Source organism: Thermobacillus composti KWC4 (assembly GCF_000227705.2).
Lineage (GTDB): Bacteria > Bacillota > Bacilli > Paenibacillales > Paenibacillaceae > Thermobacillus > Thermobacillus xylanilyticus.
This window is the reverse complement of record NC_019897.1, coordinates 480,795-505,507: the sequence shown is the minus strand read 5'-3', so window position 1 is coordinate 505,507 and position 24,713 is coordinate 480,795. Positions and strand designations below refer to the sequence as shown.

Here is a 24,713-nt window from a genome sequence, read left to right as displayed (position 1 = left end):
CTCAGGACGAATGATTGCGGTAGTCTCCCGGGCTGCTGCCTTCATACTGGCGGAACATCTTCGCGAAATGTTTCGCCGACTGATACCCGACGCGCTCCGCGATCTCCGCGACCGTCAGCTTCGTGCGCAGCAGCATGTCCTTCGCGCGCTGCAGCCGCCTGCGCGTCACGTATTCGCTGAACGTCATGCCCATTTCGTCCTTGAACAATACGCTGAAGTAGCTCGGATTGAGATGGACGCGGGTTGCGGCGTCGCGCATCGTGAACGGCTGATCGAGATTTTCGTCAATGTATTCCAGCGCTTCCCGCACCGGATCGCTGAGCGGTCTGCCGGTATCGCCGGTCTGAAGCAGCTCGCGGTCCACCACCTTCTCCATCCTGCCGATGCGCGCCCGCTCTTCGGCCTGGGCCAGAGCCCGCTCGACAGCCGAGATCAGCTTCTCCCGCCCGATCGGCTTGAGCAGGTAATCGACGACACCGAGCTGAATCGCCCGCTGGGCAAACTCGAATTCCGCGTAGCCCGAGATCAGGATGATCGCCGGCCGCTCCTCTTCCGGCATCGCCTTCAAGGTGTCGGCCAGATGCAGCCCGCTGATCTCCGGCATCTTGATGTCGGTGATCAGGAGCCGCACCCGTTCGCGCTCCAGGATGCCGAGCGCTTCGCGGCCGTCCGCGGCCGCCCGGATCGCATAGCGGCCGCCGTTCCACGCTTCCAGTATCCGGGAGAGCCCGGTGCGCGTGCGAGGCTCATCATCCACGATCAAGATGGTATGCGGGTTCATGTTCTACAACCTCCGTCCGGATCGGTATCGTCAAGGTGACGGTCGTGCCCTCTCCCTCGCGGCTCTCGATGGCAAGCACGCTTATGTTTGCCGTCTCACTGCGTGCATGAAGCCGCAGCCGCTGCTGCACATTGGTGATGCCGTAACCGGATGATTCCATCGCCTTGTCGGCGCCCATGGCGAGCTTGGAGCGGATTTTCCGAAGCTTCTCTTCGTTCATCCCCGCCCCGTCGTCCTCGACGATAACGTGAAAATAGCCGGGTTCCTGCGAGCGCTTCACCGTCACCGAGACGAATCCCGCACCGATCTTGTTCTCGATGCCGTGCTGGATCGCGTTCTCCACGAGCGGCTGAATGATCAACTTCGGCAGCAGCAGACGGTTGTCGTCCATCTCCGAATCGATGCGCCACGACAGCCGGTCGCCGAACCGCATGCCCATGATGAGCAGATAGCGCCGGATTTGCTCGAGCTCTTCGGCGAGCGTCACCCATTCCTCACGGTTGTGCCCCGTGATCGTGTAGCGGAACAGTTCGGAAAGCGCCACCACGTAATCGGCGAGCTCGTCTTCATTTTTCTCCAGCAGGGACCAGTACAACGCTTCCAGCGTGTTATACAGAAAATGCGGATGAATCTGCGCCTGCAGCGCTTTCAACTCGGCCCGGTTCTGCATGATCTCCTTCTCGTAGACCAGCCGGATCAGTTCCTTCATGTTGCCGACCATCTGGTTGTAGGTGTGGACCAGCTCGCCGATTTCCGCCGTCGAGGAGATGTGTTCGGCCGGTTTCAGTTCGCCGAACCGGACGCTGCGCATCGACTTGATCAGGCGGAGAACCGGCCGCGTGATCGCGGTGGACAGCAGCACCGAGAAAATGATGAACAGGACCGAACCGATGGCCGCGGATACGATGATGGCCGCGCGCAGAATGAATATGCCTTTCGTAATGGCTTCGACGGGCGTCAGAATCAGCAGCGTCCAGCCGGCAATGTCCGAGTGCTGCTTGACGAGCACGTAATGCCGATCGTTGATTTCCACGGTCTTGTCTTCGCTGGCCAGCAGGCTGGCATAATCCGCGCCGGACAACGCGTCGTCCGCGGTCGCCGCGATCAGCTGCCCGTCCCGGTCGAACAGCAGCGAGACGGCGCCGACGCCCATGTCTTCGCCGAGGCTGTCCAGCCGGAACACCTGCCGGTCGATCCGGACAAGCAGATAGCCGGCCGGTGCGAACGAACGCTGGATCAGATGAATCTGCCGGATCGCCAGCACCTCGTCCTCGCCGGCCTGAGACAGGCCGATCCAGTACATGCCGCCCCGTTGCTCATGGGCCTTCACGATGAACTCGCTCCCGACGACATCGTACAGCTCGTCGCCGCCCAGCGGAAACAGCCGGTCGCCTTGGCTCGTGTAGATTTCCACCGAACGGATGCCGCTCCCGTAGAGCATCACCTGGTCCGCGACCGGCTGCAATCCTTGCCGATCCAGGAAGGTAGGCTTGAAGCCGTCCTCCACTTCCCCCAGCAGGTTCTGGACATAGGTGTTGGTCGCCGCCTGAAGCGACAGGGAGTCGATCTGCTTCATCATCGCCTCCAGCCGGCCGTTGCCCTGCACGGCGGCATGGCGGATCAGCGTCTCCGCGTTCTGCTTGAGCAGGTTCGCAGCGGAATCGAAGATGACGAATCCGACGATGGTCAGGATGACGATCATGATGGACAGAAAACCGGCGAGCATCTGGCCGCGCAGCGTGTGCAGCCTTAGCAGCCGCCCGAGTCCGGCAAGATGCAGCCGGAGCGTCTGCACGACCCTCGCGAATGGCGTTCGCAATGGCTCACCGCCTTTCATGCTGCAGGCATCCGGCATTTGTAAAATCTTGTCTGTTTGCAGTTTAGGAAATGAGACCATTCGACGTCAAGCCGGACAGAACCGTGCCACTTCAGATTTTATCGCAAGTTATCAGATTCAGAAACTCCGGTTAACAAAAAACAAAAAATTCCCGGTGCCGTCATAACGGCTGGCGCCGCCCTCCCGGGAATTGACGACAAAGGGAAAAATCCGGTTCTTACCGCATTCATCCGTGATTCGGGAACACGACGCCCGGCGACGCGGCCGGAAGCAGCCGGCCGTCCACGTACCGCAGCACCGCGTTGCCTTCGGCGCAAAACGGCAACTCCGCATCTTCCGTCCGGATCACGCCTTCCACCGGCCGGACCGTCATGCCGATGACGCCCCGCAGCGCGCCCGACCGGTCCGTAACCACCCGCACGCCCGCGGGAGCGGTCAGCAGCAGCCGTCCGTCCTTGCAGACCGCCATCGTCTCCCGCGTGTTGTGCAGCTCGTACCGATGTCCGTCGACCATCCGGCTGTACGCCGTCTCGTCCGCAAGCTGCACGCCGTGGTCCATGCCCTTCGGCAAGAGGCCCGTGAACCACAGCTCGCCTTCCGGCGCCGGCAGAATGCCGCACAGCCGTTCGACATAGTCGAGCAGGCACAGGATGGCGGGAGAATACGCTTCGGTGTATCCTTCCGCGCCCGTCCACGGGCTCAGCACCTGCCCGAACCGCTCGATCCGCGCCATCGCCGCCAGGATCGGGTGAATCACCCAGGTCAGCTCGACGAACCGGCCGTAGTGGTCGAACGCCCGCGGCGCGTCTCCTCCGCGGCATCCCGCCACCTTGCGGCCGCGGCCTCATCCCCGAGCTCCGCGGCCATCCGGGCGAGGTAGCGGCGCCCGCAGAAGACGCTGGCCGTCAGATCCGGCGCCAGCAGCGGAAGGAGCGGCGAGTCCGGATCGCAGGCGGCCGGGTCGTCCCGATAAGGCGTGTCCGGGATATGCCAGAACCGGGGCGACAGGTCGTGCCCCGTGTCGAAGGCGCAGAACGCCTCCACGCAGCCCGTCCCGCGCGTGTTGCGATGGCGGGCCAGCCATTCGTCGTAGCGCGCCAGCGCCCGGTACATGTGCACAAGGAACGCCTTGTCCCGGCCGTTCAGCAGGTAGTGGTGCCAGACGCTGCGCGCGGGCGGCGTCACGAGCTGGATCTGCTTGAACACCGCGGAGCCGCCCGTCACCTTGTACGGAATCAGGCCGTCTTCCCGCTGCAGATCCGCGATTTGCCGGAACGTCGCCTCCGCCGTCTGCGGACAGAACCGCGCCAGCACCTCCGCGTTGATCGTGCCGGTACTCTCCAGCCAGCAGCCCCGGTAGACGCCGCCCTCCTGCAGCACGGGCCTCCCGGCGGCGTCCGCATCGACGCACAGAGCGAGCAGCTCGACCGCCTTCCGCCAGGCGCGGTCCAGCAACCCGCGGGATGTGGCGAACTTGACCCCGGATGCGGCGAACTCGTCCAGCAGCGCCGCGCCGGCCGGCGAGGCCGCGGCTCCCGCCGGTTCCAATGCCGCGAGTGAATCCGCCGCGCGGAGCCGATCAAGCAATTCCGCTTGTTCCGGCAACAGGTTCTCCTCCGTTCCATCCGTCGTCCAAACCGGTGAATTCCGGTTCGTCATAAGCGTAATATCGGCCCAGTGCCGAATGTAGGGTGACAATCTCGGAAAGGGAGGTCATGCGACATGGAAATCCGCAGTATTACCGACGCCGCGGTGCTGAACAACGGCGTCCGGATGCCCTGGCTCGGGCTCGGCGTCTTTCAGGTGGCGGACGGCGAAGAAGTGAGAAACGCGGTGCGTTGGGCCATTGAGGAAGGATACCGCTCGATCGACACGGCGGCGGGCTATCGGAACGAGACCGGCGTCGGCCAGGCAATCCGGGAGAGCGGCGTTCCGCGGGAAGAGCTGTTCATCACGACGAAGCTGGCGAACTCGGACCAGGGATACGAATCGACGCTGCGCGCCTTCGAGAAGCTGTACACCGAAGGCTACATCCGCGCGATCGGCGTCAGCAACTTCCAGATCCATCATCTGGAGTCGCTGAAAGAGACGAGCGGCATCATCCCCGCCGTCAACCAGGTGGAGTTCCATCCGCTGCTTACCCAGAAGGAGCTGCTTGCCTACTGCAAGCGCGAAGGCATCCAGCTCGAGGCGTGGTCGCCGATCATGAAGGGCAACCTCGACCTGCCGGTGCTGAAAGAGCTGGCGGCGAAATACGGCAAGACCCCGGCGCAGATCGTCCTCCGCTGGGATCTGCAGCTCGGCGTGGTCACGATTCCGAAGTCGGTCCGCCGTGAGCGGATTGCCGAGAATGCGGACATCTTCGACTTCGAATTGTCCGAAGAAGACATCCGCGCGATCGACGCGCTCAACAAGGACCACCGGTTCGGTCCGCATCCGGATGAATTCCTCTTCTGAGTCTCCGGGTTGGCATGATGCGTCAGAAAAAGCCGATGCCGTTTTCAGGCGTCGGCTTTTTGTTCGTTCCGGCTCAGTACGCCGCCCACGCGCAGACCAGCACCAGCACCGACCAGGCGATCTCGAGCATCCCGGTCGTCTTGACCGCGGGATGAAGACGCGGCATCACGGCGGCGCGGACCAGCAGCACCGCCGCGGCCGGGAGCAGCTCGGGCGGATACAGGAGCGTGACGACCGCAAGGAACGCCGCGTGATACAGGACCGAATACCAATAGAACGCCTTGTGGTGCTTCTCGCGGATCATCGTTTTCACATAGAAGATCGTCCCGGTAAAATAGAGCACGCTGAGCGCGAACAGTTCGAGCGCCAGCGAGGCGTCCGTCCCGTCTCCGACCCGGAAGGCAGCGAACGTCATCATGCTGAACAGGATGACGGCGGCCAGATCGTTCAGGAACGCCCGCTCGCGGTTTTGCTTCGCGAAGTACAGGTTGATCAGGATGAACGGCACGGCCAGCGGCAGCAGGGGCAGCAGTTCCGGCTCCAGGACCAGCAAGGCGGCGCCGACGGGCAGCAGCAGCCCGCCGTACAGCTTGAGCGGCCCGAGCCAGGCGGCCTTGCGCTTCGTCCGGATCCACTGAAGCGCGGCGTACGCGAACAGGTACGAGAGCAGCCAGGCGAAGAACAGCAGCGCGTGCTGCCACGCCGGGGCAGAAGCGATGACGCCGAAGAGCAGCGGCAAAATCAGCATCGCCCAGGCGCCGTGCTGTTTCGGTATATAGACATTGCGCATGGGTACACCCGCTTTCTGACGGAAGAATCTTGCTTCCAGTATACCCTTGCGGACTTCGGGCCATTGTGACACGGGTCACGAAGCCGGGAAACAACAAGCAGGACCAGAAGCTGAAGCAGCCTCTGGTCCTACTCGTTTTTTCGCCCCTGTCTTTCCCGGAACAAATCCAGGATCCGTCTGTAATTTGTCGGTCTGGATACCGTCGCTTCCTTCCCTAGTTCACCGGGCTTGTCCCCCTCGAAATATACCTTGGCGTACTTCTCGTCAATCTCGATCACCTTGTCGATGTTGACCAGATTGCCGCGATCCGCACGCACGAAAGGCAAATTCAAGGCTTGCAGGACATTCTGGATTTTCTCCAGGCTGTCGAACGGAAAGTAGTAGACGTCATTCTTCGTATGAATCAGGATGCGGGTCTTGTCGGCGGTGAACTTCAGGATCTCCATGACGTCCAGCTCGACCAGACCGGATTTCCCGTCTTCGTCCCTTGCGACTACCCATTTCACAAGACCACCATTACTTGTTCAGAAGTTCGGCAGGGACTTTAGGCTGGTTGCCCCAGATCCAGCTTGCCGTGCAGACGACGACAAGACCTGCGCAGCCGACAACCGTCGCCAGCAGATGGAGGGCTTTTTTCTTCATCCTGTTTCACCGCCTTTCCTGGGTAATCTTATTAGTGATAGCACCTGGATAAACCAGGTGATCGCTAATAGCTGAGATTGGAACAAGAAGTTCGAAGCGACTAGTACTGTGGATCCGATTTTCAGGACAGGGAAATATTTAGACGGAATTCTAGTTTGTTCTTCAATTCTAGATGGCGAAAATATAATAGTCAATACCATATTTACTATATTAAAGGTGTTTATATAAAAATTAGTAAGTTCAATAAACGGCAATAATGCGGCCACTCCGGCCGAAACGACGATGCACACCGCAGCCGACTGGAAGTGATATCCTCCTGAAATGCTTCTCAGCAAACCGAACGCGAACAGCACTTGCATCGTTTCCCGATAGTTGCCGAACAACAGTCCCAGAATTGTCGCGACCAGCAAAGTAAACACAGTGTTTAGAAACAGGTGAAATCCGAATTGAAGCCGCGCTTCCGAATAGGGATGATCCGGCACTTCGCTTTTGAGCCAATGCGCCAGACGAAACGCAAGTCTCTCTACCATTGCGTCCTCTCTCTCCTCAATGCGATATAGATCAGGAACAGCACGATCACGACCGCGATCATTTCGACAAAGTACAGCCTGTTCTTGAGCAGGTGCAGGAACGAGAGCAGTATGAACGTCGCGACTGTTATTACCAAGATCAGCATGTTTTCATGCTTGACTTTAAAGTGTTGCAGAGAAAACGAAAACCCGTAGCCCAGCCGGTACAACAAATAACTTAACAATAAGACGGTGCATGAAGATACAGCCGAAAGAATGTAGTAACCTGTGCCGCCTGCCTGCACTTCGGCGACCGATGCAATGCCCGTGAGCTGCAAACCGTACAGGAACGCAGTCTGGACCAAAATGACCGATGCATACCCCGTTACCGCAACGATGAGCGAACCGATCAGCGAAATCCGCAGCGTATAGAAAATGAACAACGTGAACAACACCAGACCGATCATGGGTGTCCACGAACCCATATCGATTTCATGCCATATGGCATAGTTGAGCAGTGCCATCAGAACAGAGATGGGAACGATCTGCAGATTGTACTTCAGAATATTGAATCGAAACAGCGTGAACGAAACGGCAAAAATCGACCAAGTTTCCAATGTAGAGAACGCGATAAAGAGAATTTCATTCATTTATCCTGTCTCCCGTTCATCGCTTGTAATTTTTTGCAGACCGATATGGTCAATTCTGTCGATTATCTAAACTTATTCTTCATCAATTAAAATTTTCCTCTTTTGGGAATAAGAAAAACGAACCCTTTGAAAAAAGGAGTCCGTTTTTGCTTTACTGTCCATATGGTTTTTATTTATCCGGCTTGCAGGTGCCGTCTTCGCAGACTTCGCCGGATGCGTCGGATTCGGCCATGATGAGCGGATGCTCGTCTTGCCAGGCCCGCTGCAGGACGTCGAGAAACACGCTGTCCGGCTGCGCGCCCGAAACGCCGTACTTCCGGTTGATAACGAAGAACGGCACGCCCCGCGCGCCGAGACGGCTTGCTTCGATTCCGTCCGCCTCCACTTCGTCGGCGTGAGCGCCGGATTTCAGCATCTCCTCCGCCGCTTTGCGGTCCAATCCGGCCTGCTCCGCGATGTCGGCGAGCGTCCTGTGATCGGCCACGTTGCGGCCGCTGGTGAAGTACGCTTCGAACAGCCGCTCGATCACGTCCTGCTCTTTGCCGTGCCGTCCCGCGAACTTGATCAGCCGGTGCGCATCGAGCGTGTTCGACGGAATGACAACGCCGAAGCGGAAGTCGATCCCGACTTCCCGGCCCTGCTCCGCCACCCGCTGGTTCATCTGGACAGCCTGCTCGCGGCTGATGCCGAACTTGGCGGCCAGCACATCATACAGATCCCGTTCGGGCTCTCTGGCCGCATGCGGATCGAGCTGAAAACTGCGGTACTCCACCGTCACGTCATCCTTGTGTTCGAACCGGCTGAGCCCTTCCTCGAAACGGTGTTTCCCGATGTAGCAGAAAGGACAGGCCACATCCGACCAGATTTCGACTTTCATCGCTCCGCTCCTTTCCCGGGCCGCTCAGGCAAGCGCCCGCTTCACGACCGCTTCAAGCGGCGTCGTCTCCCCGATGAGCCGGGTCAGATCATCCGAGGTTTGCGCGAACTCGCCCTCGTCCAGCTGCGCGTAGAGCGCCGCGAACATGGCCGCGGCAGGTTCGGGCATGCCCCAACCCACGAGAATCTTCGCGTATTCGGCGGCCGTCGCCGGTTTCAGCACCACCGGCTTGCCGGAGACGTCCGACAGAATCTGCGCCAGCTCTTTCATCGTCCACAGCTTCGGCGCCGTAATTTCGTAGATCCGGTTCTCGTGGCCGTCCGACGTCAGCACGGCCGCCGCCGCCTTCGCCATGTCGGCCCGCGATGCCGTGTTCAGGCCGGCCGTCGCGATCGGCGTCACGAGGGCGCCGCTTTCCACGGCCTGGCGGAGCGATTCGTTCACGAACACTTCGGTGTAGAACGTGTTGCGCAGGAACGTGTACGGAATGCCCGACAGGCGGATCATGTTCTCGGTCGTCCGGTGCAGCAGGCTCAGCGCGAGGCGGCTTTCCTGAGCCCGGAAAATGCTCGTGTACGCGATATGCGTGATGCCGGACATCTTCGCCGCCCTTGTGACCGTCGCGTGCTGCAGCGCCCGCAGCGTCTCGTCGCTTGCCTCGGAGCTCGAGACGAACAGCAGCTTGCCGCCGCCTTCAAAGGCCTTCAGGAGCGACGCCAGATCGTTGTAGTCGCCGTGCCGGACTTCGACGCCCTTCTCCGCCAGCCATGCCGCCTTCTCCACATTGCGCGCGACCGCTATCAGCCGGTCCGCCGGCACTTTCTCCAGCAGCGTCTCCGCCGCGATCCGGCCCAATTGCCCCGTTACGCCGATTACGATAATGCGCATCGTTCACTCCGCCTCCTCGTGAAAGTCTATGTTTAATATGACACTAACTTTATTATAGTGACTTCACATATTAAAATGCAAACGGTCTGCGGCGAGGCTGCAGCGTGATATGTGCACGTTGCAGCCGTCCACAGGCCAGGAGTGAGGCTTCGCGCGGCGCTGTAACGTGGCATGCACGCTACGGCGTTCCGGCGAGGCCCGTACCGATTCAGAAATTCAGCGCGATCTCTCGCGCGCGGCGGAGCGCCTCCTCCCGGATGGCCGACGCCCGTTCGGGGACGGCTCTCATCCCCTCCACATAGAGGCATTCCACATCGGTAATGCCGACAAACTCCATGATGACCCGCAGATGGCGATGCCCCATCTCCAGCCGTTCGTCCGGCGAGCCCGGCGACAGGAAGCTGCCGCTCGCCTGGATGTGCAGCGCCTTTCGGCCCGCCAGCAGCCCGACCCGGCCGACGTCCGGAATGTACCGGAACGTCTTGCCCGCGATGCAGAAGGCATCGATGTACCGCTTCAATGCCGGCGGGTACGAGTAGTTCCAGGTCGGCGTGACGAACACGTACTTGTCCGCGGCGGCGAACTGATCCGCCAGTTCGTTGATGCGCGCAATCTTCGCCTGCTCCTCCGCGGTCAATTCTCCGAAAGCGATGCCCGAGCCGAGCTTCTCCCAGCCGGCGAAGACGTCGGCGTCGAGCTCCGGGATGTCTATCGCGTACAGATCGAGCCGGATGATCTCGTCGTTCGGCTTCGCGTCCCGGTACGCCTCAAGGAACGCTTCCCCCGCCGCCATGCTGCAGGAAACGTCGGGACCGAACGGATGAGCCGTAATGTACAGCAAGGTAGCCATATTCCGTCCCCTCACCGCCGTATCGTTAATTGGCGGCCGCGACCTGCCGGGTCGCGACATTGAGCCGGTTGTATAAATTCGCCGTCGCGATGCCGGCGATGAGCGTCGCCAGCGCCTGACCGGCGTAATGGCGCTCGGCCTCCCGGTAAATCTCGTCCGGCACCGGGTCCGGCCGGTCGGCGATGCGGGCCATCGCCTCGCCGAGCGCGAGGGCCGCCCGCTCCGCTTCGGTGAATCGGGCGGAATCCCGCCAGCCCGCGACGGCCATCACCCGCTCCGGCGTCTCGCCCGCCTGCAGCGCGTTGTGCGAGTGCAGCTCCACGCAGACGCTGTCGCCGTTGATCCGGCTCACCCGCAGGTAAACGAGGAAAAGCGTCCGCTTCGGGATGCCGGACTGTTCCGCAGAAGCGAACAGCGCGCGGCCGAGCGCCTGCAGCGGATCGGCCAGATCGGGCACGAGCGCCACGGGACTTGCCATGCGAGGTTTCAGCGACATGTTCAATCCACTCCTTGATCTTCCGGAATATGCGGGCCCTGATCGAGCCCTGCACGAAGATGACGGAGCGGACGGGGCGGAATGTGACAACCCGGAGATCTGTCACATTGGCGGGTTCTTTTTCGTCAGTCATAATGGAGGGAGTATCACTTCATGCGGGAAGGAATGTATGGATGATCGCACAAGAACGGCTCTCGGAACAATTCGAGGCGCATCGCCGGCATCTGCTGGCCGCGGCGTATCGCATGCTCGGATCGCTGAGCGAGGCGGAGGATGCGGTGCAGGAAGGGTGGCTCCGGCTCTGCCGCGCGGAGACCGAAGCGATCGAAAATCTGGGCGGCTGGCTCACCCGGGTCGTGTCGCGGGTCTGCCTGGATATGCTCCGGTCGCGGAAAAGCCGGCGCGAAGAGCCGCTGGATACGCACCCGGCGGAAACGTATCCCCTGACCGAAGACCGCGAGGCTGGCCCGATCCCGAGCGGGAGGCGCTGATGGCCGAATCGGTCGGCTTCGCGCTGCTCGTCGTGCTGGACCGGCTCAAGCCCGCGGAGCGCGTCACGTTCGTGCTGCACGATATTTTCGGCATGCCGTTCGCCGAGATCGCGCAGGTCGCAGGCAAGTCAGAAGCCGCCGTCCGGAAGCTCGCCAGCCGGGCCCGCCGCCGGGTGACCGGCACGGCTCCGCGGGATTCGGCCGACCTGGCCGGCATGCGCCGGCTCGTCGACGCGTTCATCGCCGCGGCGCGCGCAGGTGACTTCGATGCGCTGATCGCGATGCTCGACCCCGACGTCACGCTGCGCGACGACACGGACGGCGGCGAGCGGATCACGCGCGGCGCGGAAGCGCTCGCCCGCCGCATCTGCGGCCGCGCGCTGGCCGCCCAGACCGCCGTCGTGGACGGCGTCATCGGCGCCGTCGCCGCGCCGCTGGGGCGCCTGGCCTACGCGCTCAAGTTCGATATCCGCGGCGGTAAGATCGCCGCCGTCGAGCGGATTGCGGACCCGGCGCGGCTCGCGGCGCTCGACCTTCACGTGCCGTTCGTCCAGGCGCCATCACGCTACTCCGCGATCTCCCGAAGATAGAAGATCGCGATCTGCGTCCGGTCGCGCAGCCCCAGCTTGCCGAGAATTTCGGTGATGTAATTTTTCACCGTGCCTTCGCTCAAGAAAAGCGCCTGCGCGATCTCGCGGTTCGACAATCCGTCGGCGATCTTGCGGACGATCCGCTGCTCGGCGTCGGTCAGGCCGAAGTCGGCCAGCCGCTTCCGCCCGGACGGAGCAGCTTCGGCGCCGCCGGCATGCAGCATGCCGGCCAGCTTCCGCGCGACATCCGGATGCATCAGCGTATGGCCGGCATGCACCGCGCGGATGCCTTCCGCAATCGTATCCGGCGGGACGTTCTTGAGCAGGTAACCGCCGGCGCCGTACTTGAGCGCCTTCACGATATATTCATCATCGTCGAACGTCGTCAGGATGAGCACCTTGACGTCCGGCGCCGCCTCGCGGATGAGGCGCGTCCCTTCCACCCCGTCGCACACCGGCATGCGGACATCCATCAGGACGACGTCGACCTCCCCCGGGTGCTCCCGCACGAACCCGACCGCCTCCTGCCCGTCGGCGCAGACGCCCGCCACTTCGATATCCGGCATCGTGCCCAGTATCAGCCGCAAACTCTCCCGAATGAACGGATCGTCATCCGCCACCAGTGTCCGAATCATCAAGCATCCCCTCCCTCCGCTGCCGCATCCGTCATTTATCGAAAAAACACCGCAAGCCGCACCACGGTTCGCCGTTTTACCGCCTGCCACTCCATCGTCCACCGAAAAAACACCGCCGCTCCATCAGACCGCCTTCGCTCCGCACCGCCAGCCCTCCGAAACGGCTGACCGTCACCGCCGCGGCAAAATCGTCCGCACGGCGAACCGCTCGCCGGCGATCACCTCAAGCCGGCCGCCAACGAGCCGCGTCCGCTCCTCCATGCCGAGCATTCCCAGCCCCTTGCGCAGCTCCCCGCCTTCCGGCACGGCCCCGTTGTTGCTGACCGTCATCCGCAGCTCCTCCGGCGCGTATTCGAGCTCGACGGTCACCTCCGTGGCCTCGCCGTGGCGAAGCGCGTTCGTGACCGCCTCCTGCGCGTTGCGGTACAGCACGATCGCGTCGCTCGGATAGAGCGGATAACACGCGCCGACCGCCCGGAACCGGACGGCGGCGCCGCTCGTTCCGGCCAGCTCCCCGATCAGCGTCTCCAGCGAATATTCACCGCGGGCCGCTTCCGCCGGCTTCAGCCGCCGGACGGTCGACCGCAGCGCGTCCATCGCGCCCGCGAGCTGGTCCCGGACTTCCCGGACCAGGTTCATCGCTTCGCCGCGGCCGCCGCCGTCGATGCTGATCGCCGCTTCGAGCATCATTTTCAGCCGGATGAGCCGGTGGCCCAGTTCGTCGTGCAGATCGTGCGCAATGCGGTTTCGCTCCTCGAGCTGCGCGAGCTCCTGCACCTTCGACGCGTGATCCAGCGCCGTGCGGCGCGCTTCCTCCAGCTCGCGGTTCCGCGTCTGCAGCTCATGGTACAGCGCCTCGATCTCCCCGCTGTCGACCGCCGTCTTCCGGATGTGCCAGAGGAGCAGTGCGATCGCGGCATACCCCAGGTTCGCCGCCGCGAGCAGCTTCTCCCCGAAATGCGGCCACGCCGCGAGGTTCAGCGCGGCGAACGCGACCACCGCCCGCGGAATGAACGCGCCCGGGCGTTCCGGCGGGGTATACAGCGCCGCAGAAACGGCGAGCGGCAGCAGACCGCCATAATGCCAGGCGAACGCCGCGAGCGCCGACGTTTCGACGAGAAACGGCAGCGGCGACGCGCGCCAGGCCTCGCGCCCTTCGAGACCGTCGCGCAGTCTCATCACCAGCAGCAAGCCCAGAAGCAGATACACATACAGCGCCTCGTCCGTCACACGGTCCGACATCAGGATGGAGGCGACGCCCGCAACGACGACCGTCAGATAACGAAGCATGAGATAGGCTGCGTTCAAGGATACCGTACCTTTCCCGGATCGTTGCTCCCATTATAGCACGAGTCGGCGCGGGTGACGGCGCGCACCATCAAAGATGACTTTCGTCATCCCGCTTCATGACTTCATCCACCTGACCGGACGCCTCCGATTGCGCTACGCTGGAGTCAAACAGAACCGCATGCAGGGAGGAAACACGATGAGTCTGGTTCGACTGCGCCAAGTGGTCAAACGATACGGCACGAAGCTGTCGGTCGATCATCTGTCGCTGACGATTGAACGCGGCGAAATTTTCGGACTGCTCGGGCCGAACGGCGCGGGCAAAAGCACGACGATCAAAATGATCTGCGGCCTGCTCCGCAGCGACCAGGGCGAGATCGAGGTGGACGGGGAATCGGTGCGCCGCCATCCGCTCTCGGCCAAATCCAAAATCGGCATCGTGCCGCAGGAGATCGCCCTCTATGAACAAATGACGGCGGTGGAGCATCTGCGCTTCTTCGGCAGACTGTACGGGCTGCGCGGCAGGCAGCTCCAGGAGCGGATCGACGAAGCGCTCGCCTTCGTCGGACTGACAAGCCACCGGAACGAGCGTCCCGGATCGTTCTCCGGCGGCATGAAGCGCCGGCTCAACATCGCCTGCGCCATCGTCCATCAGCCGCGGCTGATCATCATGGACGAGCCGACCGTCGGCATCGATCCGCAGTCCCGCAACCACATCCTCGAATCGGTGCGGGAGCTGAACCGGCGCGGCGCCACCATCATTTACACGAGCCACTGCATGGAAGAAGTCGAAGCGATCAGCACGCGGGTCGGCATCATCGACCACGGCAGACTGATCGCGCTCGGCACCATCCGGGAGCTGCTGATGCAGGTGGAAGAGCAGGAGAAGCTCGTCATCGAGACGGAAGGCCTGACCGATCAAGCGGTCGAAGAGATCAAGCGGCATGCGTCCGTCCAGCGGGTGGAGCGCCGGGACGGCGTGCTGGAAGTCTATCTCCGGCACGCGCAATCGTACCTGCAGGACATGTTGTACATTCTCGCCAAGCATGAGGTGCGCATCGCGTCGCTCCGCAACGAGACGCCGAACCTGGAGACGCTGTTCCTGACGCTCACCGGCCGCAATCTGCGGGACTAGGAGGTACGGACGATGCGAACGATCGGAACGCTCATACACCATGAACTCCGCCGCATGATACGGGCCAAGGAGACGTTCTGGCTGCTCATTTTCATGCCGCTCCTGCTCATCTTCATCCTCGGCAACGCGCTGTCGGGCTTCTTCGATCTGGAGGACCGCAAGATCGACCCGATCGAAGTCGGCCTGGTCGTGCTGGACGAAGCATCGGACGACACGGCCGGACTGCTCCGCACGGAGGAGATGGCGAAATGGCTGTCCGTCCGCGGGTTTCCGGACAAGGAACAGATGCTGGACGCGCTGGAAGACGGGAAGATCGGATACGGCGTGGCGGTGCCGGAACATTTTGCGGAGAATGTGGCATCGGGCAGCGCGGCGGCCTGGGAACTGTATCCCGGCAAAAATGGAGACCGCAACCTCGTGGCGGAGAGCGTGATCGGGGGGCTGCTCGACCGGATCAACTTCGTCCAGTCGGCCGTCATCGCGCTCGGAGATCCGCAAGCGGCCGAAGCCGCCGTCCGGGGCGCATCCGGCGCAGAAGGCTCTTATGTGAACGTCACGGCGCCGGACATGAGCGGCCGTGACTACTCGGCGCTGGAATATTACGCCGCCCAGATGCTCGTCATGTTCCTGCTGTACTCCGGCATGGCCGCCGGACTGTCCATCGTCGATGAGAAGGAGACGCGCACGCTGAACCGGATTTATGCCGCGCCCGTGAAGCCGATTCAGGTGCTTGTCGGCAAAATTGCGGGCAACGGGCTCGTCGCGTTCGGCCAGGCGCTGGTCATCATCCTTTTCACCACGACGGTGTACGGCGTGGACTGGGGAGACCGTTACGCGCATCTGCTCGCGGCCTGCCTGCTCACCGTCATCGGGTCCGTCAGCCTGGCCGTCATCGTCGCCGCCTTCACAACCCGGGCGCGCACCGTCCAGGCGATCTTCATCGCGCTGACGGTGGTGATGACGTTCCTGAGCGGCGGCTTCTCAAGCGAAATCGGCGACTTCCTGGAGCGGCTGGGCACATTCACGTTCAGTTACTGGGCGTCGCAGAGCTTTATCCATCTCATCCTGGGCAGCGCGGATTCGATCGTGCAGGAACGGCTGACCGTGCTCGGCTCGATCGCGGCGGGACTGTTCCTCATCTCGGCCTTGCTCGGCAGAAAGGCGGTGTCCCATGAATAGCTGGTTCATTGCCGCAAATCTGGTCCGCAGAACGATCGGCAATGTGAAAGGATTTCTGATCTTCATCCTGATGCCGGCCGTGATCGTCTCGACGATGACCGGCCTGGTCTCCTCGTCGGGCGACGGCAAATCGGCCGTCGGGTATGCCGATCTGGACGGCAGCGAGCTCTCCCGTTACGTGCTCCGGGCGCTGGAGCAGACAGGACGCTACGAGCTCGTCCAGGCGGAGACCGACCGGGAAGCCGCGGACATGGCGGCGGACCGCGACGTCTCGGCGAGCTTCGTGATTCCCGCCGGTTTCGAGGCCGGCTGGCTGGCCGGACAGAAGCCCGAACTTGTGCTGATCCGGCTCGCCATCGACGAGGCGTCCGTGATGCTGCAGCTGGATCTGGACGGCATCGTCCGCAACATGGTCAACGCGGCCGCCGCGGCGGAACTAGCGGGAAGCGGAGATGTCCGGAGCGATGCGCTGGCAGTGCTGGACCGGCATCTGCAAGGTCTGGTCGGCAGCGTGAAGATGAGCGAAAAACGCGACAACACGCGGAGCTATCTCGGCATCGGATTTGCGCTCATGTTCCTCATGATGCTGATCAACCAGAGCGTCTCCGTCATCGCCGAAGACCGCCGCAACCAGACGATGGCGCGCGTCTATGCGGCGCCGGTGCGGAGCTGGCATATCGCGGTCGGCAATTTCTTCGGCAGCGTGTTCATCGGCACGCTGCAGGTGCTCGGCATCACCGCTCTGTCGCACCTGGTGTTCGGGTACGATTACGGCGTGCCGGCCTGGATGGAGCTTGTCGTGATGGAATGCTTCATCCTCGCGTCGCTCGGCATCGCCAGCGCGGTCGCCGGGTTCATCCGCACAACGAACCAGCTCAACATCATCAACACACTGATCATGACGCCGACGTGCATGCTCGGCGGCTGCTTCTGGCCGATCGAATTCATGCCGTCGTTCATGCAGAAGCTGGCGAACTTCGTGCCGCAGAAATGGGCGATCGAAGCGATCAGCCTGGGCGCCGACGGAGCGGCGCCGGCCGAGCTCGCCCTCCCGCTCGGCATCCTGCTGCTCTTCGCGGCGGTGCTGCTCGGCTTCGGCACGGCGGTGCTGCGTCCGGCGAAGTAGCGAAGCAAGCGCGCACGATGCGCCGCGGACGGGTTATAATGGCGGTGAGCATGATGGGATGTGCAATTTCGCCAGGGGGGGACGCGGGTTCATGCGGTACAGCGGGATTCGGGACGGCCTTTTCATCCGGAGGATCAACCGTTTCGTCGCCGAGGTCGACATCGGCGGAAGCACGGAGAAGGTGCATGTGAAGAATACCGGCCGGCTGGCGGATTGGCTCGTGTCCGGGCGCCGCGTCGCCCTGGCGGAAGCCGGCCGCGACCAGCCCGGCCGCAAGACCCGTTACTCCCTGATCGCCGCGGAGCGGCAGGGCGGATGGGTGAACATCGACTCGCAGGCGCCGAACGCGGTCGTCCGCGAGGCGCTTCAGGCCGGGCGGATCGTTGAACTGCCGTCCGTCCGGTCGTTGCGCGGGGAGGCGGCGTTCGGCGGGTCGCGCTTCGACTTTCATTTCGATGACGGCGTTCGCGAAGGGTTCATCGAAGTGAAAGGGGTGACGCTGGAACGCGGCGGCACCGCCCTGTTCCCGGACGCCCCGACGGCGCGCGGCGCCCGGCACCTGGAGGAGCTGGCGAAGGCGGCGGAGAGCGGATATGCCGCCTTCGTCATTTTCCTCGTGCAGATGGAGGGGTGCCTGCGGTTTGCGCCCCATGAAGCGGAGGACCCGCGCTTTGCCGAAATGTTGAGGCAGGCGGCGCGGGCCGGCGTGCGCATCCTGGCCTATGACTCCGTCGTGTCGGCGGACGAGATCGTCATCGGCGGGCCGCTGCCGGTTACAGGTGTCCTCCCGCCTCCCTGAGTCCGCGGCGGGCCTGCCGCCGGTATTCGCCGGGCGATTTGCCCGTCCATTTCTTGAACGCGTTCTGGAAGGCGCTCGGTTCGATGGACACGCCGCCCCTGATCAACCGCTGGATGTACGGGCACGCCGGCCACAAGGTCATGAAGCGGAACATTCTGCAGTTCTGCGGCATCCGCCCCGTCAGGATCACCGAGATCGGACCGGTGCACGGCTCGACGGAGCAGAAGCGCAGCGCCTGGTTGGACAAGGCGGAGCGCCTCGGCGAACGCCGGGCCTAGACGGACGGTTCGTGGGCAGCCTCCGCCTCGGCCTTCGTGCGATGGACCGTGCCGAACCGGTGCTCGGGCGGCGCGTAGATGGTATACAGCTTCAACGGCCGCGGGCCGATGTTCGTGACGTTGTGCCAGGTGCCGGCCGGAATCATGATGGCGTCGTCCTCGGACACGCGCCTTGTGAAGTTGAGATTGTCTCTCCGGGGACCCATTTGCACCAGGGCGAATCCTTCCTCAATCCGGATGAACTGGTCGACATTCGGGTGCACCTCGAGGCCGATGTCGCTTCCCGGCTCAATGCTCATCAGGACAACCTGCAGATGCCGTCCCGTCCAGATCGCTCTGCGGAAGTCGGTATTCCATTCGGCGGCCTTCTCAATGTTGATCACATGGGGGGTGCCGCCGTAATCCCGCAGATCGGGGCGCTGCCTGTCTTCCTGCCGGCCACCGCCGGAGCTGCCGGAGCCTCCGCAGAGGCACGGACGCTCGTACGCCGGATAGGCCGGGTAGAACCCGCTGTAGGGCCATGCATGCGGCCACTGCACGCCATAGTAGGGATGATGAGAGAAATAATAGGCCAATCTCGCTCACACTCCTCGGTTAACAGGGATTGGTGTCGGAATCTGCAAGCATCGTATGCATCTGCCCAGATGGGTGTGAGCGGAGATGGAAAATGCACCACATATGCCGAGACCTGCTCCATCGCCCCGGATCTGGTGCAAATGTGCACCAGGTCGGGCCAGCTTGCCGCCGATTATGCCGGCACGCGCCGCCAGCCGCTCATGCCGTTAACCCTCCACCGCGCTCCCGGCCGCGGTCTGCGCCGCCGGCGCGGTGAACCGCATCCGCGACGCGACCAGCGCGCACACGATGAGCAGCGCCCCCGCCAGGCCGTACGCGCCGAACAGCGTCGCCTGCTTCACGAGCAGTCCGGAGCAACCGGTGCCGATGAGCAAGCCGGCCATCATGAGCGGCAGGATGATGCCGTTCGTCCGCCCGACGTAGGCCTCCTCCACTTCCTTGATCATCAGCGCGCTGAGCACGACCTGGAAGAACGTCATCGTCACGCCGGACAGCAGCCGGACGCCTCCCGTCAACACCGGCCACAGCGACAGCACTTCGACGAAGGTGCCGATGCCGAAAATGACGAGCGTCCACGGCACGATCCGGCTTCTGTGCCGGTCGACCCAGCCGGAGAGCCCCGCCGCCAATCCGCCGCCGATCAGCAGCCCCGCACCCTCGAGCATTGCGAACCATTGCACCGCTTCCTTCTGCAGCCCGAGCCGCTCCATGATGACGAACACATCAAGCGGCGCGACGATGCCGGAGGAGATGCCGACGAGGAGGAACATGACGGCCGCCAGCTTCAGCGTATGGTGCCCGGTCACGTAGCGGAAACCGTCCCTGACGTCCTTGAGCGGCGAACTTTTCGGCCCGCCGTCCTGCACGCGCGGCGTGGAAGGCAGCAGAAGCTGCACGGCCGACGCCGCCGCGAACACGAAGGCGAGCGCCGCAAGCGACCAGTCGATGCCGAGGCGCGTATAGACCAGGGTGCCGACCATCGGCCCGATGATCATGAACAATGCCGACATGCTCTGGGTGAAGCCGATCGCCGCTTCGACATGCTGCTCCGGCACATGCCGCTTGAACAGCACCGCCGAGGAAGGCTGCGAGAACTGGCTGACGACGGCGGACACGACCGTGGCCGCGAACGCGGCCTGCCACCACCCGGCCGCCACCATACCCAGGATGGCCAGGACGGATACGGCGCTCAGCGCGTCGCCGATGACGACGGTCCGCTTCGGATTCCACCGGTCCGCGAACGTGCCGCCGATCAGCGAGAAGACGAAGATCGGCAAATATTCGAACGTGGTCAGCAGCGCGACGGCCGCCGGATTGTTGTTCGTCTGCTCCATGATGTAGAACAGCAGCGCCATGTTCCGGATCCAGATGCCGGCCTGCTGCAGCAGATCGGCGCCGGCCACGACAAGAAACACGCGGTTGCGGAACAAATGTGCCATGCGGCATTCTCCTTTTGTCCAAGATTATAATCCGACCGGTCAGTTTAATTAAAGGCATAAAGGCGGACCAACGCGCTGCGGGCAGGCAGCCGCCGGCCGGCGGCCGCGCGTCGACACCTGCCGGTGCCGGCGTGCCGGCGCCGGCGACAGCCGCGAGCCGGAACCCGCCACCCTACTTCGCGCTGATCCCGCGGATGAACAGCTCCGCCGCTTTCCGGTAGATCGCCCGCGCCCGTTCGCGGGGCACCTTCTCGTAGTAGGTCATGCCGAGCCCGCCCATCGTGCTGGCGAAAATATACGTCAGCTCCGCCGGATCGTCCCGCTTGAACTCGCCCGAAGCGATGCCCTCCTCGATGATCGACTGGATGACGGGATATTGCATCTGCACGAGCTCGATCATTTTCTCGAACGTACCGGTATCGACGCCCTGGCTGGTGAGGAACTCGTCGACGACTTTCAGGAACGGGTCGTCGAAATCTTCCTGCCAATAGTCGGCGAGGGCGTACAGCTTCTCGACCGGCGTCATGCCCGGCTTCACGATTTTCTGCCAGCCTTCGATCCACTCGATCGTCTTCTGCTCGAAAATCTCCATGAGAAGCTGATGCTTGCTCTTGAAGTGGTAGTAGATGCTGCCCTTGCTCACGTTCGCGTGCTTGCGGATGTCTTCCATCGATGCCGCGTTGTACCCTTTGCGGATGAACAGATCCCTGGCGCCTTTCAGGATCTGCTGCCGCGTGCGCTCGGTTTCTTCGGCGGTTTTCCTGGCCACTTTTTTGTCCGCTCCTTAATAATCTGACCGTCCGGTTTAATTAATGTATACAACAGACCGGCCGTCCGGCGCAAGGGGCCAACGCGGCAGGTCCCGGGATTTCCGCAGCCTTGCGCGGCATGGCGCCGCAATCCCCCAAGACTGCCGCTGTTCCTGCGGCTGCGCGTCCCAACCAAAAATGAAAAGCCGCACACGGGTACGGTCTCCCGTTCCCTGTACGGCTCTTCCCCTGACTCCCGCAGGCATCATCCCGGCAGCACGATCGTGTTGAACGACTCCGGTTCCATCTCGAACACGTGCACATGCGCGCCGTCCGACAGCCGGAGCGTGCGGGCGTCCTTGAACGGATTGGAGATGACGACGACCCGTTCCCCGTTCGGCGCTGCGAAAGCGATGGCGTTGCCGGTCCACATGCCTTTGAGCCCCAGCCGAACCGAACCCGGCGCGACGAAATGCGAGTAATGCTTCATGACGTAATACTCCGGATTGAACACCGGCTGCGCGGTCTCCGGATCGGCGGTGATCATCGCGTTCTGCTCCCAGCCCCACGTGCTGCGGCCCTTCGGCTCCAGCACCATGTTCCAGTAAACATAGCTGCTTACGCCGTTGAAGAAATAATGCTGGAACAGATTGAAGACGTACCGGGCGTACTCCCACGTGTTGTTGCCGTCGCCGCATTCATTCTCGGTCTGCATGTAGCGCAGTTCCGGATAGCTGGCCGCCGTGCGCTGGATCGCGTTTTTGCCGGCCCACTGATAACCGACGCCCTTGATGTATTTGTACGCCCCGGGGTCGCTGAGCACAGTGTGGGCATAGTCATCGTAGTCCGTCGATATTTTTTTGGTGTAGATGTCCCACATGTCCGGCGCGTTGATCGTGCCGAGCCAGATCTCGGCTTCAATCCCGTGCCGCTCGAAGGCCGGCCCCAGATAGTCGCGGATGAAATCGCGCAGTTGCTCGCCCGTCCAGACGCAGGACGGGAACTTCTGGTCCGCGACCACTTCGTTCTGCACGTGGATCTGGTGAATCGTGATGCCTTCTTCCCGATACGCCTGGACGAACTTGACGAAATAGAGCGCGTAAGCCTCCAGAATCTCCGGCTCCCATCGCAGCGTGCCGTAGTTGTAGGCCCGCGGATGCTTCATCCACGTCGGCGGGCTCCAAGGCGAAGCGAACAGCTTGAGCCGCGGATTGCGCTTCAGCGCTTCCCGGATGTACGGGATCAAGTATTTGCGGTCCCGCTCGATCGAGAAATGCGCCATCGCCAGATCGCCGTCGGTCTCGTTCAGGCTGTACCATTCGAGCGCATAATCGCTGGCCCCGATCGGCAGGCGGCACAGGTCGAGCTTCAGTTCGCCGTCGGGCGCGAACAGCGCGTCCAGCACCCGGTTCCGCTGCGCCTCGGACAGCCGGTTCAGGGCGACAAAGCCCAGCTCGTTGAAGCAGCCCCCGAACCCTTCGACGGTCTGAAACGTCTCGCCCGTAATCGTCAGGTTGGGATTCCCGGCATCCGCCGTCTGCGCGCCGCTCCCGGCCGCCTTCTTCTGCCACATCGCCTGTCTGGTGCTTGAAAACCACCGAATTTTGCTCCGTTCCATGCCCGTTCTCCTCTCTCATCAGTCCTTCCCCTGCTCTTCGAGGATCAGCACGCCCCACGGTTCCGCGGTGACGCGCTCGCCCGTCCGCACCGTCCGCCCGGACAGCAGCTCGACCGCATCGGCGTGCGGATAGTCAACCGTCGCTGCTTCGCCGGAATAATTCAGCACATACCGGATGACGCGCCCGTGCCGGTTCACGCCGGATTTCACGATCAGCGGGAAGCGCAGCTCCTGATCCTTGCCCCACAGCCCGGCTTCCTTCACGGCCTGCTCCAGCAAGCCGGCCATGACCGCTTCGCCGGCCATGCATCCGATATAGTAAGCGACGCCTTCGCCATAGCGGTTCCGGGTAATCGCCGCATAGCCGCCCCAATACGGATGATCGTAATACGCTAGCACTTCCGCCGTCGTCGGCTGAATCAGCTCCATCCATGACTCGATGCCGTGCCCGTCCCGGCCGACGCCGAACGGTTCGCCCTTGAGCGCCACGCCGTTCGGCTCGACGAACAGGCTGTAGCCGATGCCGCAAGCTTCGCCGATAATGCCCGGCTGCACGCTCGTCCTGACCTTCAGGCACTCGTCGGCAAAACCGCTCTTGAACGTATAGACGACGTGCCCGCCGCCGGCCGCATACGCATTCAGACGATGCAGCAGCTCATCCGGAGCGGCGTACAGCGCCGGGACGACGATGAGCTTGTAGCGTTCCAGATCCTCGCTGCCGGGATGGATGAAATCGACGCCGACGTTCATCTTGTACAGCGCGTCGTACATCCGCCGGACGATGTCGTTGTATTTGATCTTCCCGCCGGGGATCGGGAACCAATCCAGCGCCGTCAGCGACTCGTTGCTGACCAGCATGGCCACCCGGTTCGTGATCTTCAGATCCGCCAGCCGGTCGGACAACCGCTCGAAATCCCGCCCGATCGTCTGCGCTTCCCGGTAGACGCGATTTGGCTGAAAGTCGTGGCTGAGCAGCCCTTTCCAGTACGTCTCGAACGAGTTGTGGATCGAATGCCAGTGCCAGTAGGAAACCATTTTGGCGCCCGAAGCGAGATGGCTGAACGCCTGCAGCCTGAGCTGTCCCGGATAGGGTACCCATTGGGGGAAGCCTTGCGCCTGCGTCTCCATCACGAGATAATTCCCGCCCCCGGCCATCGAACGGGCCATGTCGCCGCAGAACGAAATCTCGGCGCCCGTAAGCTGATCCTGCGACGGGTGGTAAATATCGACCGCCACGACGTCGAAGGGACGCGCCGCCTCGAAATGGTCCACATCCGGCTGCACGCCGTAAGAATACCCGCGCCATTCAAAATCGAAGTTCTGCGTCACGAACTGGTCCGGCCGCTTGTATTCATTCACGATGCCGACCTGCCAGGCGAGAAAATCCGTGACGAGCTTTCTCTGGAATTTCGCAAATTCCGCCCCCAGGCTGCCGTTGATCGTGCCGATGACGGAGGGGAAATCCTCCCAGCTGTCCACGCGGTTGCTCCAATAGTCGAGCCCGAACCGGCGGTTGATCTCGTCCAGCGAGCCGAACTTCTCGCGCAGGTACTTCACGAACTGCAATTGCACATTCGGCCCGGCCGTATGGTAATGTTTCGTCTCGTTGTCCGTCTGGTACCCGATGACCGCCGGATGATCCTTCACCCGCTCCAGCAGCTTGCGGATGATGCGCTCGCCGTAGTACAGATACGCCGGATGCGTGATGTCCATGATCTGCCTGGGGCCGTACTTGCCTCGGCCGCGCGGCGTCTCCGCCAGCACGTCGGGATATTCCTTCACCAGCCATGCCGGCACCGCGTACGTCGGCGTGCCGACGATGACGCGGATGCCCGCTTCGTGCATCGCGTCCAGCACCCGGTCCACGGAGCTGAAATTAAAGACGCCCTTCTGCGGCTCGTACGTGCTCCACGTCGATTCGGCGATCCGGACGACGTTGATCCCGGCTGCTTTCATCATCTCGATGTCCTGCTGCAACCGTTCATAAGGCATATACTCGTCATAATAGGCGACACCGTACAACAGCCGGTCCAT

At 62.5% G+C, this 24,713-nt stretch carries 28 protein-coding genes; 8 read left to right on the top strand and 20 right to left on the bottom strand.

Features of this window, described 5'->3' with window-relative positions; all coding sequences use genetic code 11:
- Position 1 precedes the first annotated feature (1 nt).
- From THECO_RS02370 to THECO_RS22105, 4 genes are all read right to left on the bottom strand, one after another.
- Positions 2-781 (bottom strand): response regulator transcription factor, encoded by a 780-nt coding sequence (locus THECO_RS02370; protein WP_015253465.1) that lies wholly within the window; start codon positions 779-781, stop codon positions 2-4.
- Positions 750-2,600 carry a cache domain-containing sensor histidine kinase gene (locus THECO_RS02365; RefSeq protein ID WP_015253464.1) on the bottom strand — a complete coding sequence of 617 codons (1,851 nt, stop codon included), beginning with the start codon at positions 2,598-2,600 and terminating at the stop codon, positions 750-752. Before THECO_RS02365 ends, THECO_RS02370 begins: the two co-directional genes overlap by 32 nt.
- A gap of 244 nt (positions 2,601-2,844) precedes the next feature.
- The gene (locus tag THECO_RS22110) at positions 2,845-3,447 is read right to left on the bottom strand and encodes a hypothetical protein (RefSeq protein ID WP_052835804.1); all 603 of its coding nucleotides are present in this window, start codon (positions 3,445-3,447) and stop codon (positions 2,845-2,847) included.
- Complete coding sequence (locus THECO_RS22105) at positions 3,381-4,223, bottom strand: MGH1-like glycoside hydrolase domain-containing protein (protein WP_052835803.1); 843 nt, start codon at positions 4,221-4,223, stop codon at positions 3,381-3,383. The genes THECO_RS22110 and THECO_RS22105 overlap by 67 nt, the downstream gene beginning before the upstream one ends.
- Before the next feature lie 117 nt (positions 4,224-4,340).
- Here THECO_RS22105 and THECO_RS02355 point away from each other — a divergent pair, with 117 nt between their 5' ends.
- Positions 4,341-5,075, top strand: a complete 735-nt coding sequence (locus tag THECO_RS02355; RefSeq protein WP_015253463.1) for an aldo/keto reductase — start codon at positions 4,341-4,343, stop codon at positions 5,073-5,075.
- A gap of 73 nt (positions 5,076-5,148) precedes the next feature.
- On the opposite strand, the gene THECO_RS02350 is transcribed toward THECO_RS02355, so the two are convergent.
- The 9 genes from THECO_RS02350 to THECO_RS02315 form a co-directional block, all read right to left on the bottom strand.
- Positions 5,149-5,865, bottom strand: a complete 717-nt coding sequence (locus tag THECO_RS02350; protein ID WP_015253462.1) for a YwiC-like family protein — start codon at positions 5,863-5,865, stop codon at positions 5,149-5,151.
- 128 nt (positions 5,866-5,993) lie between these two features.
- On the bottom strand, positions 5,994-6,371 hold the full coding sequence (locus THECO_RS02345) for a LytTR family transcriptional regulator DNA-binding domain-containing protein (protein WP_015253461.1): 378 nt from the start codon (positions 6,369-6,371) through the stop codon (positions 5,994-5,996).
- A gap of 10 nt (positions 6,372-6,381) precedes the next feature.
- Positions 6,382-6,507 carry a cyclic lactone autoinducer peptide gene (locus THECO_RS20920; RefSeq protein ID WP_015253460.1) on the bottom strand — a complete coding sequence of 42 codons (126 nt, stop codon included), beginning with the start codon at positions 6,505-6,507 and terminating at the stop codon, positions 6,382-6,384.
- Positions 6,504-7,037 carry an accessory gene regulator ArgB-like protein gene (locus THECO_RS02340; RefSeq protein WP_015253459.1) on the bottom strand — a complete coding sequence of 178 codons (534 nt, stop codon included), beginning with the start codon at positions 7,035-7,037 and terminating at the stop codon, positions 6,504-6,506. The genes THECO_RS20920 and THECO_RS02340 overlap by 4 nt, the downstream gene beginning before the upstream one ends.
- Positions 7,031-7,666: a hypothetical protein gene (locus THECO_RS02335; protein WP_015253458.1), complete on the bottom strand. Its 636-nt coding sequence runs from the start codon at positions 7,664-7,666 to the stop codon at positions 7,031-7,033. The genes THECO_RS02340 and THECO_RS02335 overlap by 7 nt, the downstream gene beginning before the upstream one ends.
- Before the next feature lie 169 nt (positions 7,667-7,835).
- Positions 7,836-8,543: a DsbA family oxidoreductase gene (locus THECO_RS02330; RefSeq protein ID WP_015253457.1), complete on the bottom strand. Its 708-nt coding sequence runs from the start codon at positions 8,541-8,543 to the stop codon at positions 7,836-7,838.
- A gap of 24 nt (positions 8,544-8,567) precedes the next feature.
- Positions 8,568-9,431: an NmrA family NAD(P)-binding protein gene (locus tag THECO_RS02325; RefSeq protein ID WP_015253456.1), complete on the bottom strand. Its 864-nt coding sequence runs from the start codon at positions 9,429-9,431 to the stop codon at positions 8,568-8,570.
- A gap of 208 nt (positions 9,432-9,639) precedes the next feature.
- The gene (locus tag THECO_RS02320) at positions 9,640-10,281 is read right to left on the bottom strand and encodes an NAD(P)H-dependent oxidoreductase (RefSeq protein WP_015253455.1); all 642 of its coding nucleotides are present in this window, start codon (positions 10,279-10,281) and stop codon (positions 9,640-9,642) included.
- 25 nt (positions 10,282-10,306) lie between these two features.
- Entirely contained in the window at positions 10,307-10,777 is a 471-nt protein-coding gene (locus THECO_RS02315; RefSeq protein WP_015253454.1) for a carboxymuconolactone decarboxylase family protein, read from the bottom strand.
- A gap of 173 nt (positions 10,778-10,950) precedes the next feature.
- Here THECO_RS02315 and THECO_RS22100 point away from each other — a divergent pair, with 173 nt between their 5' ends.
- Both THECO_RS22100 and THECO_RS02310 read left to right on the top strand, forming a co-directional pair.
- Positions 10,951-11,268, top strand: coding sequence for a sigma factor (locus tag THECO_RS22100; protein WP_232427727.1), 318 nt, complete (start codon positions 10,951-10,953; stop codon positions 11,266-11,268).
- Complete coding sequence (locus THECO_RS02310; RefSeq protein WP_232427726.1) at positions 11,268-11,858, top strand: sigma factor-like helix-turn-helix DNA-binding protein; 591 nt, start codon at positions 11,268-11,270, stop codon at positions 11,856-11,858. The genes THECO_RS22100 and THECO_RS02310 overlap by 1 nt, the downstream gene beginning before the upstream one ends.
- On the opposite strand, the gene THECO_RS02305 is transcribed toward THECO_RS02310, so the two are convergent.
- Together THECO_RS02305 and THECO_RS20325 are read right to left on the bottom strand one after the other, a co-directional pair.
- Positions 11,834-12,493: a response regulator transcription factor gene (locus THECO_RS02305; protein ID WP_015253452.1), complete on the bottom strand. Its 660-nt coding sequence runs from the start codon at positions 12,491-12,493 to the stop codon at positions 11,834-11,836. The two genes, THECO_RS02310 and THECO_RS02305, sit on opposite strands and share 25 nt — an antisense overlap.
- A gap of 171 nt (positions 12,494-12,664) precedes the next feature.
- The gene (locus THECO_RS20325) at positions 12,665-13,801 is read right to left on the bottom strand and encodes a sensor histidine kinase (protein ID WP_015253451.1); all 1,137 of its coding nucleotides are present in this window, start codon (positions 13,799-13,801) and stop codon (positions 12,665-12,667) included.
- 178 nt (positions 13,802-13,979) lie between these two features.
- Here THECO_RS20325 and THECO_RS02295 point away from each other — a divergent pair, with 178 nt between their 5' ends.
- The 5 genes from THECO_RS02295 to THECO_RS02275 all read left to right on the top strand — a co-directional run bounded on the left by THECO_RS02295 (position 13,980) and on the right by THECO_RS02275 (position 18,297).
- Complete coding sequence (locus tag THECO_RS02295; protein WP_015253450.1) at positions 13,980-14,915, top strand: ABC transporter ATP-binding protein; 936 nt, start codon at positions 13,980-13,982, stop codon at positions 14,913-14,915.
- Positions 14,916-14,927: 12 nt separating this feature from the next.
- Positions 14,928-16,094 (top strand): ABC transporter permease, encoded by a 1,167-nt coding sequence (locus THECO_RS02290; RefSeq protein ID WP_015253449.1) that lies wholly within the window; start codon positions 14,928-14,930, stop codon positions 16,092-16,094.
- On the top strand, positions 16,087-17,220 hold the full coding sequence (locus THECO_RS02285) for an ABC transporter permease (protein ID WP_015253448.1): 1,134 nt from the start codon (positions 16,087-16,089) through the stop codon (positions 17,218-17,220). The genes THECO_RS02290 and THECO_RS02285 overlap by 8 nt, the downstream gene beginning before the upstream one ends.
- A gap of 91 nt (positions 17,221-17,311) precedes the next feature.
- A complete protein-coding gene (sfsA, locus tag THECO_RS02280; protein WP_015253447.1) occupies positions 17,312-18,019 on the top strand; it encodes a DNA/RNA nuclease SfsA in 708 nt (235 codons plus the stop codon).
- Positions 18,020-18,102: 83 nt separating this feature from the next.
- Entirely contained in the window at positions 18,103-18,297 is a 195-nt protein-coding gene (locus tag THECO_RS02275; RefSeq protein ID WP_157373500.1) for a hypothetical protein, read from the top strand.
- On the opposite strand, the gene THECO_RS02270 is transcribed toward THECO_RS02275, so the two are convergent.
- The 5 genes from THECO_RS02270 to THECO_RS02250 all read right to left on the bottom strand — a co-directional run bounded on the left by THECO_RS02270 (position 18,294) and on the right by THECO_RS02250 (position 24,713).
- A complete protein-coding gene (locus tag THECO_RS02270) occupies positions 18,294-18,872 on the bottom strand; it encodes a cupin domain-containing protein (RefSeq protein WP_015253446.1) in 579 nt (192 codons plus the stop codon). The genes THECO_RS02275 and THECO_RS02270 overlap by 4 nt on opposite strands.
- A gap of 207 nt (positions 18,873-19,079) precedes the next feature.
- Positions 19,080-20,312, bottom strand: a complete 1,233-nt coding sequence (locus tag THECO_RS02265) for an MFS transporter (RefSeq protein WP_015253445.1) — start codon at positions 20,310-20,312, stop codon at positions 19,080-19,082.
- 172 nt (positions 20,313-20,484) lie between these two features.
- Positions 20,485-21,081, bottom strand: a complete 597-nt coding sequence (locus THECO_RS02260; RefSeq protein ID WP_015253444.1) for a TetR/AcrR family transcriptional regulator — start codon at positions 21,079-21,081, stop codon at positions 20,485-20,487.
- Between the two features lie 245 nt (positions 21,082-21,326).
- The gene (locus tag THECO_RS02255; RefSeq protein WP_015253443.1) at positions 21,327-22,679 is read right to left on the bottom strand and encodes a glycoside hydrolase family 30 protein; all 1,353 of its coding nucleotides are present in this window, start codon (positions 22,677-22,679) and stop codon (positions 21,327-21,329) included.
- 18 nt (positions 22,680-22,697) lie between these two features.
- Complete coding sequence (locus THECO_RS02250; RefSeq protein ID WP_015253442.1) at positions 22,698-24,713, bottom strand: beta-galactosidase; 2,016 nt, start codon at positions 24,711-24,713, stop codon at positions 22,698-22,700.

Excerpts from the sequence above, each read along its gene's own strand:
- THECO_RS02290 (WP_015253449.1), top strand. The coding sequence starts at position 14,928 with ATGCGAACGATCGGAACGCTCATACACCATGAACTCCGCCGCATGATA.
- THECO_RS02320 (WP_015253455.1), bottom strand. The coding sequence starts at position 10,281 with ATGGCTACCTTGCTGTACATTACGGCTCATCCGTTCGGTCCCGACGTT.
- THECO_RS20920 (WP_015253460.1), bottom strand. The coding sequence starts at position 6,507 with ATGAAGAAAAAAGCCCTCCATCTGCTGGCGACGGTTGTCGGCTGCGCA.
- THECO_RS02315 (WP_015253454.1), bottom strand. The coding sequence starts at position 10,777 with ATGTCGCTGAAACCTCGCATGGCAAGTCCCGTGGCGCTCGTGCCCGAT.
- THECO_RS02275 (WP_157373500.1), top strand. The coding sequence starts at position 18,103 with ATGGACACGCCGCCCCTGATCAACCGCTGGATGTACGGGCACGCCGGC.
- THECO_RS02335 (WP_015253458.1), bottom strand. The coding sequence starts at position 7,666 with ATGAATGAAATTCTCTTTATCGCGTTCTCTACATTGGAAACTTGGTCG.
- THECO_RS02330 (WP_015253457.1), bottom strand. The coding sequence starts at position 8,543 with ATGAAAGTCGAAATCTGGTCGGATGTGGCCTGTCCTTTCTGCTACATC.
- THECO_RS02295 (WP_015253450.1), top strand. The coding sequence starts at position 13,980 with ATGAGTCTGGTTCGACTGCGCCAAGTGGTCAAACGATACGGCACGAAG.
- THECO_RS02325 (WP_015253456.1), bottom strand. The coding sequence starts at position 9,431 with ATGCGCATTATCGTAATCGGCGTAACGGGGCAATTGGGCCGGATCGCG.
- THECO_RS02265 (WP_015253445.1), bottom strand. The coding sequence starts at position 20,312 with ATGGCACATTTGTTCCGCAACCGCGTGTTTCTTGTCGTGGCCGGCGCC.
- sfsA (WP_015253447.1), top strand. The coding sequence starts at position 17,312 with ATGCGGTACAGCGGGATTCGGGACGGCCTTTTCATCCGGAGGATCAAC.
- THECO_RS02255 (WP_015253443.1), bottom strand. The coding sequence starts at position 22,679 with ATGGAACGGAGCAAAATTCGGTGGTTTTCAAGCACCAGACAGGCGATG.
- THECO_RS02340 (WP_015253459.1), bottom strand. The coding sequence starts at position 7,037 with ATGGTAGAGAGACTTGCGTTTCGTCTGGCGCATTGGCTCAAAAGCGAA.
- THECO_RS02310 (WP_232427726.1), top strand. The coding sequence starts at position 11,268 with ATGGCCGAATCGGTCGGCTTCGCGCTGCTCGTCGTGCTGGACCGGCTC.
- THECO_RS02285 (WP_015253448.1), top strand. The coding sequence starts at position 16,087 with ATGAATAGCTGGTTCATTGCCGCAAATCTGGTCCGCAGAACGATCGGC.
- THECO_RS22100 (WP_232427727.1), top strand. The coding sequence starts at position 10,951 with ATGATCGCACAAGAACGGCTCTCGGAACAATTCGAGGCGCATCGCCGG.
- THECO_RS02370 (WP_015253465.1), bottom strand. The coding sequence starts at position 781 with ATGAACCCGCATACCATCTTGATCGTGGATGATGAGCCTCGCACGCGC.
- THECO_RS02355 (WP_015253463.1), top strand. The coding sequence starts at position 4,341 with ATGGAAATCCGCAGTATTACCGACGCCGCGGTGCTGAACAACGGCGTC.
- THECO_RS02305 (WP_015253452.1), bottom strand. The coding sequence starts at position 12,493 with ATGATTCGGACACTGGTGGCGGATGACGATCCGTTCATTCGGGAGAGT.
- THECO_RS02350 (WP_015253462.1), bottom strand. The coding sequence starts at position 5,865 with ATGCGCAATGTCTATATACCGAAACAGCACGGCGCCTGGGCGATGCTG.
- THECO_RS02250 (WP_015253442.1), bottom strand. The coding sequence starts at position 24,713 with ATGGACCGGCTGTTGTACGGTGTCGCCTATTATGACGAGTATATGCCT.